The following is a 12,304-nucleotide window of genomic DNA, read 5'->3' on the forward strand; positions in this document are numbered from 1 at the left end:
GTGATCCTCACCAGCTCGACTTGGTCACGCCCGGGATCAGGCCCTTGTTGGCCTTGTCGCGGAGCTCGATCCGGCACAGGCCGAACTTGCGGTAGTAGCCGCGCGGGCGGCCGGTGGTGGTGCAGCGGTTGCGAATGCGCGTCGGGTTACCGTTGCGCGGCAGCTCCGCCATCTTGAGGCGCGCCATCAAACGCTCGGTCTCGTCGACCGACTTGTCGTCCGCGATAGCCTTCAGCTTCGCGTACTTGGCCGCATACTTCTTGACGAGCTTCTTGCGCCGCTCGTTCTTGTTGATGGAACTCAGTTTCGCCATGGACTTAAGCTCTCCTGAAGCGGCTTACGCCGCCTCCTTCTCTTCGGCCTGCTCGGCCGGGAACGGGAAACCGAAAAGACGCAGCAGTTCACGCGCCTCTTCGTCGGTCTTGGCAGTGGTCGTGACGATCACATCCATGCCGCGGACCTTTTCGATACGGTCGTAGCTGATCTCGGGGAACACGATCTGTTCCTTGAGACCCATCGCATAGTTGCCGCGGCCGTCGAACGACCGCGGGTTAAGACCGCGGAAGTCGCGGATGCGAGGCATCGCGATGGTGACGAGGCGGTCGAGGAACTCGTACATGCGCTCGCGACGCAAGGTCACCTTGCAGCCGATCGGCATGCCTTCACGCAGCTTGAACTGCGCGATCGACTTCTTCGCCTTGGTGATGACCGGCTTCTGACCGGCAATCAGTTCCATTTCCTCGGCAGCGGTCTGGACCTTCTTCTTATCCTGGCTCGCCTCACCCACGCCCATGTTGAGCGTGATCTTCTCGAGCCGGGGCACTTCGAGGCGATTGGTGTAACCGAACTTCTCGGTCATCGCCTTGACGATGCGGTCCTCGTACTGCTGCTTGAGGCGCGGGGTGTACTTATCAGCCATCGATGGTCTCCCCGGACTTCACGGCAACGCGCACCTTCTTGCCGTCCTTCTCTTCGAAGCGGACGCGGGTAGGCTTGCCGTCCTTCGGGTCGGCAACGGCGACCTTGCTGATCGCCATGGGAGCGGGCGAACGGTCGATGCCGCCCTGCGGATTGGTCTGCGTCGGCTTGCGGTGGCGCGCCGCGACGTTGATCCCGTCGACAACGACCTTGCCTTCCTTGGGCATGACCTTGGTGACAGTGCCGGTGCGGCCCTTGTCCTTGCCGGACAGGACGACGACGGAGTCACCCTTCTTGATCTTCGCGGCGGCCATCACAGCACCTCCGGAGCGAGCGAGATGATCTTCATGAAGCCCTTGGAGCGCAGTTCGCGCACCACCGGGCCGAAGATACGGGTGCCGATCGGCTCCTCGCTCTTGTTCACGAGAACCGCGGCGTTGCTGTCGAAGCGGATAACGCTGCCGTCGGGGCGGCGCACGTCCTTCTTCGTGCGAACGATGACCGCGCGGTGCACGTCACCCTTCTTCACGCGGGCACGCGGCTGCGCCTCCTTGACGGAGACGACGATCACGTCGCCGACGCTCGCGGTCCGGCGCTTCGAGCCACCCAGCACCTTGATGCACTGGACGCGCTTCGCGCCGCTGTTGTCCGCGACGTCGAGATTGGATTGCATCTGGATCATCGATCCGGTTCCTTCTCACTGGCTTGCCGGAACAAGTCCGGCAGTCCCTAACGTCAAATCAGTTGCTTGCCGCCTCGACATCGAGATCGGCTTCGACTGCCTGCACACCGCCGGCCTGGACCCGGTCGAGGACCGCCCAGGTCTTGGTCTTCGAAATCGGGCGGGTCTCTTCGATCCGCACGATGTCGCCGGGGTGGTACTCGTTGGCCTCGTCGTGGGCGTGGTACTTCTTCGAGCGGCGGATGATCTTCCCGTACAGCGGGTGCTTCACCTTGCGCTCGACAAGCACGGTCACGGTCTTGTCGGTCTTGTCGGAAACGACGGTCCCGATCAGGATACGCTTGGGCATCGTCTGGTTCCTTACTTCGCCGCCACGCGGGCGCGTTCGCCCTGCAGCGTCTGGATGCGGGCGATCTCGCGGCGCACTTCACGGATGCGCGCGGGACCCTTGCCCTCAAGCTGGTTGGTCGCGGCCTGGAAGCGCAGGTTGAACTGCTCCTTCTTCAGCTCGACCAGTTGCTGGCTGAGCTGGTCATCGCTCTTGGCGCGCATGTCTTCGGTCTTGGTGGCCATCATTCGCCTCCCAGGTGCGAGGTGTCACCCAGGCGGGCAACGACCTTGGTCTTGATCGGCAGCTTCATCGCCGCGCGGCTGAAAGCCTCCGCGGCGAGCGGGCCGGGAACGCCGTCGAGTTCGAACAGGATGCGGCCCGGCTTAACGCGAGCAGCCCAGTATTCGATCGCGCCCTTGCCCTTGCCCTGGCGGACTTCGGCCGGCTTCTTCGACACTGGCACGTCGGGGAACACGCGGATCCACAAGCGTCCCTGACGCTTGATGTGGCGCGTGATCGCACGGCGCGCGGCCTCGATCTGGCGCGCGGTGATCCGCTCGGGCTCCATCGCCTTCAGCCCGTAGGAGCCGAAATTGAGCGCGGTGCCGCCCTTGGCGTTGCCGTGAATCCGGCCCTTGAACGCCTTGCGGAACTTGGTTTTCTTCGGTTGCAGCATTGTCTCTACTCAATCCAGCAATCAGCGGGCCGGGCGGACGCCGGAGGTCTGAGCCTCCATCATCAGCCGGTCCTGAGCGGTCGGGTCGTGGCCGAGGATCTCGCCCTTGAAGACCCAAACCTTGATACCGATGATGCCGTAGGCGGTGAGCGCCTCGGCTTCGGCGTAATCGACGTTGGCGCGCAGTGTGTGGAGCGGCACGCGGCCTTCGCGGTACTGCTCGACGCGGGCGATTTCGGCGCCGCCGAGACGACCGCCGCACATCACCTTGATGCCTTCGGCACCGAGACGCATGGCCGACTGCATCGCGCGCTTCATCGCACGACGGAAGGCAACACGGCGAACCAGCTGGTCGGCGATGCCCTGAGCGATCAGCTTGGCATCGATTTCCGGCTTGCGGATCTCGACGATGTTCAGCTTCACTTCGCTTTCGGTCATCTTCGACAGCTTGAGCCGCAGCTTCTCGATGTCGGCGCCCTTCTTGCCGATGATGACACCCGGACGGGCGGCATAGATCGACACTCGGCACAGCTTGGCCGGACGCTCGATGACAACCTTCGAGATCGCCGCCTGCGGCAGGCTCTCGAGGATGTACTTGCGGATCTCGATGTCTTCCTTGAGCAGCTGCGCATAATCGCGGCCCTCGGAGTACCAGCGGCTGTCCCAGGTACGGTTGATCTGCAGGCGCAGGCCGATCGGATTGGATTTATGACCCATGATCAGGCCTCCTCTTGCTCGCGGACGACGATCCGCAGCCGGCTGAACGGCTTCAGGATACGGGTGGACTTGCCACGACCGCGCGTCGCGAAGCGCTTCATGGTTATCGACTTGCCGACCGAAGCTTCCGCCACGACCAGAGCGTCGACATCCAGGTTGTGGTTGTTCTCGGCATTGGCGATCGCCGAAGCGAGCACCTTGCGAGCGTCAACCGCCATCGCCTTCTTCGAGAAGGCGAGGATGTTCATGGCCTCTTCGGCCTTCTTGCCGCGGATCAGGCCGGCAACGAGGTTCAGCTTCTGCGCGGAACCACGGATCGTGGTACCGACAGCCAGCGCCTCGTTGTCGCCGACGCGACGGGGGGCTTTCTGCTTGCTCATCAGCGCTTACCCTTCTTGTCGGCGGCGTGACCCGGGAAATTGCGCGTGGGCGCGAACTCGCCGAGCTTGTGGCCGACCATATCCTCGTTGACGGACACGGGAATGAACTTCTGGCCGTTGTAGACGCTGAACGTCAGGCCGACGAAATCCGGCAGGATCGTCGAACGGCGCGACCAGGTCTTGATCGGCGCGCGGCCGCCAGCTTCCTGGGCGGTCTGCGCCTTCTTCAGCAGGTGAAGGTCGACGAAAGGACCTTTCCAGACGGAACGAGCCATGTCCGATTACCTCTTCTTCTTCGCGTGACGCGAACGGATGATCATCTTGTCCGTCTGCTTGTTGTGACGGGTCCTGGCGCCCTTGGTCGGCTTGCCCCACGGGGTAACCGGATGACGGCCACCCGAGGTGCGGCCTTCACCACCGCCGTGCGGGTGGTCGACCGGGTTCTTGGCCACGCCGCGGGTCAGCGGACGGCGGCCCATCCAGCGCTTGCGGCCGGCCTTGCCCAGGTTCTGGTTCTGGTTGTCGGGGTTCGACACCGCACCGACCGTGCCCATGCAGTCCGAACGCAGGTAACGCTGCTCGCCCGAGTTGAGGCGGACGATGACGAGACCACGGTCGCGACCGACCAGCTGCACGTAGGTGCCCGCCGAACGGGCGATCTGGCCGCCCTTGCCCGGCTTCATCTCCACGTTGTGGCAGATGGTGCCGACCGGCATCTGGCCGAGAAGCATGGCGTTGCCCGGCTTCACGTCGACGCGCTCGCCGGCGATGACCTTGTCACCGACTGCGATGCGCTGCGGCGCGAGGATATAGGCCAACTCACCGTCGTCGTACTTGACGAGCGCGATGAACGCCGTGCGGTTCGGGTCGTATTCGAGCCGCTCGATGGTGCCTTCTACGTCCCACTTGCGGCGCTTGAAGTCCACATAGCGGTACTTCTGCTTGTGACCGCCCGCGATACCGCGGCTGGTGACGTGGCCCTTGTTGTTGCGGCCACCGGTCTTGCGCTTGCCTTCCGTGAGCGACTTGACCGGGCTGCCCTTGTAGAGGCCCGACTTGTCGACAAGGATGAGGCCGCGGCGCGCCGGGCTCGTCGGATTATAGTGCTTGAGTGCCATTGTTCCTGCCCTCAGATCCCGCTGGTGACGTCGATCGAGTCACCGTCTTTCAGGGTGACGACCGCCTTCTTGACGTCGGTGCGCTTGTAGGGACGGCCCTTCCAGCGCTTGCTCTTGCCCTTAGTCACGAGCGTGTTCACGCCGGTCACGGTCACGTCGAACAGGGCCTCGACCGCAGACTTGATCTGCGGCTTGGTGGCGTCGTTCGCGACCTTGAACACCACCGCGTTATGCTCGGAAGCCATGGTCGACTTCTCGGTGATGTGCGGAGCGAGGATCACGTCGTAGTGACGGGCGTCGATTTCCTGCTTCTTAGCCATTGAAACGCGCCTCCAGCTTTTCGACCGCGGCCTTGGAGAGGACCAACGTGTCATGCTTCAGGATGTCGTAAACGTTGGCGCCGGCGGCCGGCAGGACGTTTACGCCCGGCAGGTTGCCCGCAGCCTTCTTGAAGCTGTCGGTCACCGCTTCGCCGTCGATCACCAGAACCTTGCCGTTCCAGCCGTTCTTGCCGAAGGTTTCGGCCAGGGCCTTGGTCTTGGCGTCTTTCAACTCGAGGCTGTCGACGATCACGAGACCGTCCTTGGCCTTAGCCGAGAGCGCCATCTTCAGGCCGAGGGCACGGACCTTCTTGTTGAGCGACTGCTCGAACTCGCGCTTGCGCGCACCGTGGGCCTTACCACCGCCGATGAACACGGGAGCACTGCGGTCGCCATGACGAGCGGTACCACCACCCTTCTGGCGACCCCACTTCTTGCCCGTGCGGGCCACGTCCGAACGCTCACGCGTCGGGCGGGCGGTTCCGCGGCGGTTCTCGAGCTGCCAGGTGACGACGCGGTGCAGGATGTCGGCACGCGGCTCGACACCGAACACGGCGTCGTTGAGCTCGACGTCACCGGCGGCCTTGCCGTCGATTTTCTGGACCTTCACCTTCACGGCTCAGCCCTCCTTGTTTTCGTCGGCTGCGGGCGCATTGCCCTCAGCTTCGTTGGTTTCGCCAACCGCGGGAGTGGTCTCGTCACCGGCGCCGGCCTGCTGCTCTTCGAGAAGCTGGACCTGCATTTCGGGGGAGACCTCCGGGTGAACTTCGTGCTCGGCGGCGTGCTCCACCATGCCGGCCGGAGCTTCCTCGTGCTCGGGGAGATGCTCACCCTTGGCCGAGAGGATCGCACCGGGGAACGGCGCGCCTTCGGGAATCGGCAACTTCACAGCGTCGCGAACCAGCAGCCACGAGTTCTTCGTGCCGGGCACCGAGCCCTTGACGAAGATCAGGCCGCGGTCGGCGTCGGTGCGCACGACTTCGAGATTCTGCTGGGTGCGCTGACGGTCGCCCATGTGGCCGGCCATCTTCTTGTTCTTGAAGACCTTGCCCGGATCCTGGCGGTTACCGGTCGAACCGTGCGAACGGTGACTGACCGAAACACCGTGGGTGGCGCGAAGGCCCCCGAAGCCCCAACGCTTCATGGCGCCGGCGAAGCCCTTGCCCTGCGTGTGACCGGTGATGTCGACCTTCTGGCCGGCGATGAAATGCTCGGCCGAAATGGTCGCGCCGACGGGAAGGAGACCTTCCTCGTCATCGACGCGGAATTCGGCGACCTTCATCTTCAGCGGAACTTCGGCCTTGGCGAAGTGCTCACGCTGCGGCTTGTTGACGTTCTTCTGCTTGGCCTCGCCCGAACCGACCTGAAGCGCGACGTAACCATCACGCTCGGCGGTGCGATGCGACACGACCTGGCAATTTTCCAGCGCCAGGACGGTGACGGGCACGTGGCGGCCGTCCTCCTGGAACAGGCGGGTCATCCCGACTTTTTTCGCGATCACGCCAGTGCGCATGATCCAATCTCCTTACAGAGGCCTGTCGGGACCATCCCGAGAGGCTTGCCAGCCCGATTGTCATGCGTCGCCCCGTCCGGGCTGAAAATTGCTCACCCTTGCGGGAGAGCGAGACGGGGGACGCTTACCCGGCAAATGCCGGAGGTATCCCTAAGTCCGCGAGCCTTGCGGCCCGCATCGAAATCAAGCCAGCTTGATCTCGACGTTCACGCCGGCGGCCAGGTCGAGCTTCATCAGCGCGTCCACGGTCTGGGCGTTGGGCTGCACGATGTCGAGCAGCCGCTTGTAGGTGCGCACCTCGAACTGCTCGCGCGACTTCTTGTCGATGTGCGGGCCGCGGTTCACGGTGAACTTCTCGATGCGCGTCGGGAGAGGAATGGGACCCCGGATCAGCGCGCCCGTGCGACGGGCGGTATCGGCGATCTCACCAGTGGCCTGGTCGAGAACGCGATGGTCAAACGCCTTAAGGCGAATGCGAATATTCTGGGCTTCCATGTCCTGTACCGATGCGAAAGAGCCAAGCGAGCCGTTTCCGGTCCGCAAAAAAGAAAGGCCCGCCCCGCTTTGGTCCGGAGTTCCGGAACGGGCGGCCTTCCCTGAATTCTTTTCGACAGAGACGAATCTCCGTCTGTGGGCGGGCCTATACGTATGTGCCGGCGACCTGACAACCCCGAAAAACGGCAAATTCCAGCTGAACCTGACGACTTTCGGCGGAGCGTTCCACCGGCGGCGCGAGCCGCAAAGGAAAGGGCCCGACTCTCCGTAGAGAGCCGAGCCCCAATCCTGTAGCCGAAGCTTACTTCGTGATGCTCGAGACGACGCCCGAACCCACGGTGCGGCCGCCTTCACGGATCGCGAAGCGCAGGCCTTCGTCCATCGCGATCGGCGCGATGAGCTTGACCGAGATCGTAACGTTGTCGCCCGGCATGACCATCTCGACACCCTCGGGGAGGATGACTTCGCCGGTCACGTCGGTGGTGCGGAAGTAGAACTGCGGGCGGTAGTTGGCGAAGAACGGCGTGTGACGGCCACCTTCGTCCTTCGACAGCACGTAGACTTCAGCGCTGAATTCGGTGTGCGGGGTGACCGAGCCGGGCTTGGCCAGAACCTGGCCACGCTCGACATCGTCACGGCCCGTGCCACGAAGCAGCGCACCGATGTTGTCGCCGGCTTCGCCGCTGTCGAGCAGCTTGCGGAACATTTCGACGCCGGTGACCGTGGTCTTCTGCGTGTCGCGGATGCCGACGATTTCGACTTCGTCGCCAACCAGAACCTTGCCGGTCTCGACACGGCCGGTGACGACGGTGCCGCGGCCCGAGATCGAGAACACGTCTTCGATCGGCATCAGGAACGGCTTGTCGACGGGACGGTCGGGCTGCGGGATGTATTCGTCGACGGCTTCGATCAGGGCAACGATCGAATCCTTGCCGATGGCATCGTCACGGCCCTCGAGGGCGGCCAGGGCCGAACCCTTGACGATCGGAATGTTGTCGCCGTCGAAGTCGTACGAGCTGAGCAGCTCGCGAACTTCCAGCTCGACGAGCTCGAGGATTTCCTCGTCGTCGACCTGGTCGACCTTGTTCATGTACACGACCAGCGCCGGAACACCGACCTGACGGGCGAGCAGGATGTGCTCGCGGGTCTGCGGCATCGGGCCGTCGGCAGCGTTCACGACCAGGATCGCGCCGTCCATCTGGGCGGCACCGGTGATCATGTTCTTCACGTAGTCGGCGTGACCCGGGCAGTCGACGTGCGCGTAGTGACGGGCAGCCGATTCATACTCGACGTGTGCGGTCGAGATGGTGATGCCGCGCTCGCGCTCTTCCGGAGCCTTGTCGATGTTCGCGAAATCGACCGCGGCGCCGCCGTTCAGTTCCGCCATCACCTTGGTGATCGCGGCGGTCAGCGTGGTCTTGCCATGGTCGACGTGACCGATGGTGCCGATGTTGCAGTGCGGCTTGTTCCGCTCGAATTTTGCCTTAGCCATTTTGCTTATAACCTCTGTCTGTCGAATTGAATTTCATCAGGCCGGAAACGGCACCCGGTGAATCAGGCGCCGCCCCTAGACGCTTGCCAATCCTTAGGCAAGCTTCTCCTTGACCTCTTGCGCCACGTTCGCCGGAACCTCGTCGTAGTGGCTGAACTGCATCGTGTACTGAGCGCGGCCCTGGGTAAACGAGCGCAGTTCGTTGACGTAACCGAACATGTTGGCCAGCGGCACGAAAGCCTCGACCACCTGTGCGTTGCCGCGACTGTCGGTGCCCTGGATCTGGCCACGGCGGGAGTTCAGGTCGCCGATCACGTCGCCCATGAAGTCTTCCGGCGTCACCACCTCGACCTTCATGATCGGTTCGAGGAGCTTGATGCCCGCCTTCTCGGCCACTTCGCGCATTGCACCGCGGCCGGCAATCTCGAACGCGATCGCCGAGGAGTCGACGTCGTGGTAGGCGCCGTCGTACAGCTCGATGGTGAAGTCGATGATCGGAAAGCCGACCAGGTAACCGCTCTCGGCCTGCTCGCGCATGCCCTTCTCGATCGCCGGGATGAACTCGCGCGGGATGTTGCCGCCCTTGATCGCATCCTCGAAGATGATGCCCTGGCCGCGTTCACCGGGGGTGACCTTGACCTTGACGCGGCCGAACTGGCCCGAGCCGCCCGACTGCTTCTTGTGGGTGTAGTCCACGTCCACCGGCTTCGCGAGCGATTCACGGTAAGCCACCTGCGGCGCGCCGACGTTGGCTTCGACCTTGAATTCGCGCTTCATGCGATCGACCAGGATGTCGAGGTGGAGCTCGCCCATGCCCTTGATGATCGTCTGGCCCGATTCATGGTCGGTCGAGACGCGGAACGAGGGATCTTCGGCCGCGAGGCGGCTGAGGGCGATGCCCATCTTCTCCTGGTCGGCCTTGGTCTTGGGTTCGACCGACAGCTCGATGACCGGATCGGGGAACTCCATCCGCTCGAGGATGATCGGCGCGTTCTTGGCGCAGAGCGTGTCCCCGGTGGTGGTTTCCTTAAGGCCGGCCAGCGCGACGATGTCGCCGGCGAAGGCTTCATCGATGTCCTCACGGCTGTTGGCGTGCATCAGCAGCATGCGGCCGACCTTCTCGTCGCGGTCCTTGACCGAGTTGAGGTAGGAGCCCTTCGAAAGCTTGCCCGAGTAGATGCGGGTGAAGGTCAGCGAGCCGACGAACGGGTCGTTCATGATCTTGAACGCCAGCGCGGCGAACGGCGCATCGTCGCTCGACGGACGGCTGTCCTCGATGTCGGTGTCCGGCTTCACGCCCTTGATCGCCGGCACGTCGAGCGGGCTCGGCATGTAGTCGACCACGGCGTCGAGCAGCGGCTGGACGCCCTTGTTCTTGAACGCCGAGCCGCAGGTGATCGGAACGAAAGCCTGCGCCAGCGTGCCCTTGCGGATGAGGCGCTTGAGCGTCGCGGCGTCCGGAATCTCACCTTCCAGGTAAGCTTCCATGACGTCGTCGTCCTGCTCGACTACCGTCTCGATCATCTTCTCGCGGTACTCGGCGGCCTTGTCGGCCATGTCCGCGGGGATATCGACATAGTCGAACTTCGCGCCGAGGCTCTCGTCCTGCCAGACGATGCCGCGGTTGTTGACGAGGTCGATCACGCCCTTGAGGTCGCTCTCCGCGCCGATCGGCAGGTAGAGGACCAGCGGCAGCGCGCCGAGGCGGTCGATGATCGACTGGACGCAGTAGTAGAAGTCGGCGCCGGTGCGGTCGAGCTTGTTGATGAAGCACATCCGGGGAACGCGGTACTTGTCGGCCTGCCGCCAGACGGTCTCGGACTGCGGTTCCACGCCGGCGACGCCGTCGAACACGGCGACGGCACCGTCGAGCACGCGCAGCGAGCGTTCGACTTCAATGGTGAAGTCGACGTGCCCGGGGGTGTCGATGATGTTGATGCGGTGCTTCGGGCCCTGGCCGTCCTCGGCCTGCCAGAAAGTGGTCGTCGCGGCCGACGTGATGGTGATGCCGCGCTCCTGCTCCTGCTCCATCCAGTCCATGGTCGCGGCGCCGTCGTGGACTTCGCCGATCTTGTAGGACTTGCCGGTGTAGTAGAGGATGCGCTCGGTCGTCGTGGTCTTGCCGGCGTCGATGTGCGCCATGATGCCGATATTGCGATAGCGCTCCAGCGGATACTCGCGGGCCATGGAAAATTCCTCGGTTCGTATTGGGGGCCCCTGCGAAGGGTCGCGCCCCATATAGTTAATAATGTGACCGGTTGAAGACCGGATCCTTCGACAGGCTCAGGATGAGCGGGTGAAGGAGCCGGCCTGCAATCCGCCCGCCGTTACCAGCGGTAGTGGCTGAACGCGCGGTTGGCGTCGGCCATGCGGTGGGTATCTTCCCGCTTCTTGACCGCGTTGCCGCGATTGTTGGCCGCATCCATCAGCTCGCCCGAAAGGCGCGCCGACATGGTGGTCTCCGGACGGCCGCGCGCGGCCGAGATGAGCCAGCGGATGGCCAGCGCCTGGGCACGCTCGGGGCGAACCTCGACCGGCACCTGGTAGGTGGCGCCGCCGACACGGCGCGAACGCACTTCGACCTGCGGCTTGATGTTGTTCAGCGCGTCATGGAACAGCGCGATGGGGTCGGCCTTGGCCTTCGCCTCGACGGTTTCGAGCGCGCCGTACACGATCTTCTCGGCGGCGGACTTCTTCCCGTCATACATCAGGTTGTTCATGAACTTCGACAGCACCTGATCCCCGAACTTGGGATCGGGCAGGATTTCCCGCTTCTCGGGACGACGACGACGTGACATTTCTATGTCTCCAAAAATCTCTGACCAGTCACCCCGGACTTGTTCCGGGGCGGTGCTTCACTTCAGGCGGCACGCGCGGGAGAAGGAAGCACTGGCCCGGACCATCCCGGATTAATTCCGGGACCGGGCTGACAAGTGGGAAAACCTTACTTCGGACGCTTGGCGCCGTACTTCGAGCGGCTCTGGCGGCGGTCCTTGACACCCTGGGTGTCGAGCACGCCGCGCAGCACGTGGTAACGCACACCGGGAAGGTCGCGCACACGGCCGCCACGGATCAGGACCACGGAGTGCTCCTGCAGGTTGTGGCCCTCGCCGGGGATGTAGGAAATGACCTCGCGCCCGTTGGTTAGGCGAACCTTGGCCACCTTGCGCAGCGCCGAGTTCGGCTTCTTCGGGGTCGTGGTATAGACACGGGTGCACACGCCGCGCTTCTGCGGGTTCTGCTCCATCGCAGGGACCTTGGACTTGGCCTTCTGCGGTTCGCGGCCCTTGCGGACCAGCTGGTTGATCGTCGGCATTAAGACTTTCTCTCTTCACCGTTTGGTGGCGCCACAAACGCGAAGGTGAAGAGAAAGAGGATCGCACTGCCCCGTTAACCCGGTTCACTTCCGGGTCACCCCGGATTTATTCCGGGGCAAGGCTGACAAGAGAGCCGCGAAAGGCGACCATCTTGCTTCTTGCGAGCCTGAAACACTCCACCCGAACACGAACGCCGGGTTACTTTGACGGCTGCCCCAAGCTCCCGAAAGGCCCCCTTTCGGGAGCGCAGCCCCTGCGAAGGCAGGGGCCGGTGGCCTTTCAGAAGAGCCAATAGAAAAGAGCCTCGGCACACGCAGAGTTTCCTCTGGCACCAGGCCCCCGGGA

Annotated in this window: 19 protein-coding genes; all 19 read right to left on the reverse strand. The window is 63.6% G+C overall.

Annotation, left to right across the window (positions count from 1 at the left end; genetic code table 11):
* Positions 1–7: 7 nt before the first annotated feature.
* On the reverse strand, positions 8–313 hold the full coding sequence (gene rpsN, locus GRI89_RS06965; protein ID WP_159793532.1) for a 30S ribosomal protein S14: 306 nt from the start codon (positions 311–313) through the stop codon (positions 8–10).
* Positions 314–337: 24 nt separating this feature from the next.
* Positions 338–919 carry a 50S ribosomal protein L5 gene (gene rplE, locus GRI89_RS06970; RefSeq protein WP_159793534.1) on the reverse strand — a complete coding sequence of 194 codons (582 nt, stop codon included), beginning with the start codon at positions 917–919 and terminating at the stop codon, positions 338–340.
* Complete coding sequence (gene rplX, locus GRI89_RS06975; RefSeq protein WP_159793536.1) at positions 912–1,232, reverse strand: 50S ribosomal protein L24; 321 nt, start codon at positions 1,230–1,232, stop codon at positions 912–914. The genes rplE and rplX overlap by 8 nt, the downstream gene beginning before the upstream one ends.
* Positions 1,232–1,600: a 50S ribosomal protein L14 gene (gene rplN, locus GRI89_RS06980; protein ID WP_136693454.1), complete on the reverse strand. Its 369-nt coding sequence runs from the start codon at positions 1,598–1,600 to the stop codon at positions 1,232–1,234. The genes rplX and rplN overlap by 1 nt, the downstream gene beginning before the upstream one ends.
* 58 nt (positions 1,601–1,658) lie before the next feature.
* On the reverse strand, positions 1,659–1,949 hold the full coding sequence (rpsQ, locus tag GRI89_RS06985; RefSeq protein ID WP_159793538.1) for a 30S ribosomal protein S17: 291 nt from the start codon (positions 1,947–1,949) through the stop codon (positions 1,659–1,661).
* A gap of 11 nt (positions 1,950–1,960) precedes the next feature.
* Complete coding sequence (rpmC, locus tag GRI89_RS06990) at positions 1,961–2,173, reverse strand: 50S ribosomal protein L29 (protein ID WP_159793540.1); 213 nt, start codon at positions 2,171–2,173, stop codon at positions 1,961–1,963.
* The gene (gene rplP / locus GRI89_RS06995) at positions 2,173–2,607 is read right to left on the reverse strand and encodes a 50S ribosomal protein L16 (RefSeq protein ID WP_159793542.1); all 435 of its coding nucleotides are present in this window, start codon (positions 2,605–2,607) and stop codon (positions 2,173–2,175) included. The genes rpmC and rplP overlap by 1 nt, the downstream gene beginning before the upstream one ends.
* A gap of 21 nt (positions 2,608–2,628) precedes the next feature.
* A complete protein-coding gene (rpsC, locus tag GRI89_RS07000) occupies positions 2,629–3,324 on the reverse strand; it encodes a 30S ribosomal protein S3 (protein ID WP_159793544.1) in 696 nt (231 codons plus the stop codon).
* A 2-nt stretch (positions 3,325–3,326) separates the two neighbouring features.
* Positions 3,327–3,704, reverse strand: coding sequence for a 50S ribosomal protein L22 (gene rplV / locus GRI89_RS07005; RefSeq protein WP_159793546.1), 378 nt, complete (start codon positions 3,702–3,704; stop codon positions 3,327–3,329).
* Positions 3,704–3,979: a 30S ribosomal protein S19 gene (gene rpsS, locus GRI89_RS07010; protein ID WP_159793548.1), complete on the reverse strand. Its 276-nt coding sequence runs from the start codon at positions 3,977–3,979 to the stop codon at positions 3,704–3,706. Before rpsS ends, rplV begins: the two co-directional genes overlap by 1 nt.
* Positions 3,980–3,985: 6 nt before the next feature.
* Positions 3,986–4,822 carry a 50S ribosomal protein L2 gene (gene rplB / locus GRI89_RS07015; RefSeq protein WP_159793550.1) on the reverse strand — a complete coding sequence of 279 codons (837 nt, stop codon included), beginning with the start codon at positions 4,820–4,822 and terminating at the stop codon, positions 3,986–3,988.
* An 11-nt stretch (positions 4,823–4,833) separates the two neighbouring features.
* A complete protein-coding gene (locus GRI89_RS07020) occupies positions 4,834–5,142 on the reverse strand; it encodes a 50S ribosomal protein L23 (protein WP_159793552.1) in 309 nt (102 codons plus the stop codon).
* Positions 5,135–5,758 (reverse strand): 50S ribosomal protein L4, encoded by a 624-nt coding sequence (rplD, locus tag GRI89_RS07025; RefSeq protein ID WP_328598128.1) that lies wholly within the window; start codon positions 5,756–5,758, stop codon positions 5,135–5,137. Before rplD ends, GRI89_RS07020 begins: the two co-directional genes overlap by 8 nt.
* A 3-nt stretch (positions 5,759–5,761) precedes the next feature.
* Positions 5,762–6,655, reverse strand: a complete 894-nt coding sequence (rplC, locus tag GRI89_RS07030) for a 50S ribosomal protein L3 (protein ID WP_159793554.1) — start codon at positions 6,653–6,655, stop codon at positions 5,762–5,764.
* A gap of 183 nt (positions 6,656–6,838) precedes the next feature.
* On the reverse strand, positions 6,839–7,150 hold the full coding sequence (gene rpsJ, locus GRI89_RS07035; RefSeq protein WP_034905023.1) for a 30S ribosomal protein S10: 312 nt from the start codon (positions 7,148–7,150) through the stop codon (positions 6,839–6,841).
* Positions 7,151–7,451: 301 nt separating this feature from the next.
* Positions 7,452–8,642: an elongation factor Tu gene (gene tuf / locus GRI89_RS07040; protein WP_159793557.1), complete on the reverse strand. Its 1,191-nt coding sequence runs from the start codon at positions 8,640–8,642 to the stop codon at positions 7,452–7,454.
* Positions 8,643–8,735: 93 nt separating this feature from the next.
* Positions 8,736–10,829, reverse strand: a complete 2,094-nt coding sequence (gene fusA / locus GRI89_RS07045) for an elongation factor G (protein ID WP_159793559.1) — start codon at positions 10,827–10,829, stop codon at positions 8,736–8,738.
* Between the two features lie 140 nt (positions 10,830–10,969).
* Positions 10,970–11,440, reverse strand: a complete 471-nt coding sequence (rpsG, locus tag GRI89_RS07050) for a 30S ribosomal protein S7 (protein WP_159793561.1) — start codon at positions 11,438–11,440, stop codon at positions 10,970–10,972.
* Positions 11,441–11,586: 146 nt separating this feature from the next.
* Positions 11,587–11,958, reverse strand: a complete 372-nt coding sequence (rpsL, locus tag GRI89_RS07055) for a 30S ribosomal protein S12 (protein WP_159793563.1) — start codon at positions 11,956–11,958, stop codon at positions 11,587–11,589.
* Positions 11,959–12,304: the final 346 nt, after the last annotated feature.

Source organism: Croceibacterium salegens (assembly GCF_009827435.1).
GTDB classification, from domain to species: domain Bacteria; phylum Pseudomonadota; class Alphaproteobacteria; order Sphingomonadales; family Sphingomonadaceae; genus Croceibacterium_B; species Croceibacterium_B salegens.

Excerpts from the sequence above, each read along its gene's own strand:
- rpsN (WP_159793532.1), bottom strand. The coding sequence starts at position 313 with ATGGCGAAACTGAGTTCCATCAACAAGAACGAGCGGCGCAAGAAGCTC.
- rplE (WP_159793534.1), bottom strand. The coding sequence starts at position 919 with ATGGCTGATAAGTACACCCCGCGCCTCAAGCAGCAGTACGAGGACCGC.
- rplX (WP_159793536.1), bottom strand. The coding sequence starts at position 1,232 with ATGGCCGCCGCGAAGATCAAGAAGGGTGACTCCGTCGTCGTCCTGTCC.
- rplN (WP_136693454.1), bottom strand. The coding sequence starts at position 1,600 with ATGATCCAGATGCAATCCAATCTCGACGTCGCGGACAACAGCGGCGCG.
- rpsQ (WP_159793538.1), bottom strand. The coding sequence starts at position 1,949 with ATGCCCAAGCGTATCCTGATCGGGACCGTCGTTTCCGACAAGACCGAC.
- rpmC (WP_159793540.1), bottom strand. The coding sequence starts at position 2,173 with ATGGCCACCAAGACCGAAGACATGCGCGCCAAGAGCGATGACCAGCTC.
- rplP (WP_159793542.1), bottom strand. The coding sequence starts at position 2,607 with ATGCTGCAACCGAAGAAAACCAAGTTCCGCAAGGCGTTCAAGGGCCGG.
- rpsC (WP_159793544.1), bottom strand. The coding sequence starts at position 3,324 with ATGGGTCATAAATCCAATCCGATCGGCCTGCGCCTGCAGATCAACCGT.
- rplV (WP_159793546.1), bottom strand. The coding sequence starts at position 3,704 with ATGAGCAAGCAGAAAGCCCCCCGTCGCGTCGGCGACAACGAGGCGCTG.
- rpsS (WP_159793548.1), bottom strand. The coding sequence starts at position 3,979 with ATGGCTCGTTCCGTCTGGAAAGGTCCTTTCGTCGACCTTCACCTGCTG.
- rplB (WP_159793550.1), bottom strand. The coding sequence starts at position 4,822 with ATGGCACTCAAGCACTATAATCCGACGAGCCCGGCGCGCCGCGGCCTC.
- GRI89_RS07020 (WP_159793552.1), bottom strand. The coding sequence starts at position 5,142 with ATGGCTAAGAAGCAGGAAATCGACGCCCGTCACTACGACGTGATCCTC.
- rplC (WP_159793554.1), bottom strand. The coding sequence starts at position 6,655 with ATGCGCACTGGCGTGATCGCGAAAAAAGTCGGGATGACCCGCCTGTTC.
- rpsJ (WP_034905023.1), bottom strand. The coding sequence starts at position 7,150 with ATGGAAGCCCAGAATATTCGCATTCGCCTTAAGGCGTTTGACCATCGC.
- tuf (WP_159793557.1), bottom strand. The coding sequence starts at position 8,642 with ATGGCTAAGGCAAAATTCGAGCGGAACAAGCCGCACTGCAACATCGGC.
- fusA (WP_159793559.1), bottom strand. The coding sequence starts at position 10,829 with ATGGCCCGCGAGTATCCGCTGGAGCGCTATCGCAATATCGGCATCATG.
- rpsG (WP_159793561.1), bottom strand. The coding sequence starts at position 11,440 with ATGTCACGTCGTCGTCGTCCCGAGAAGCGGGAAATCCTGCCCGATCCC.
- rpsL (WP_159793563.1), bottom strand. The coding sequence starts at position 11,958 with ATGCCGACGATCAACCAGCTGGTCCGCAAGGGCCGCGAACCGCAGAAG.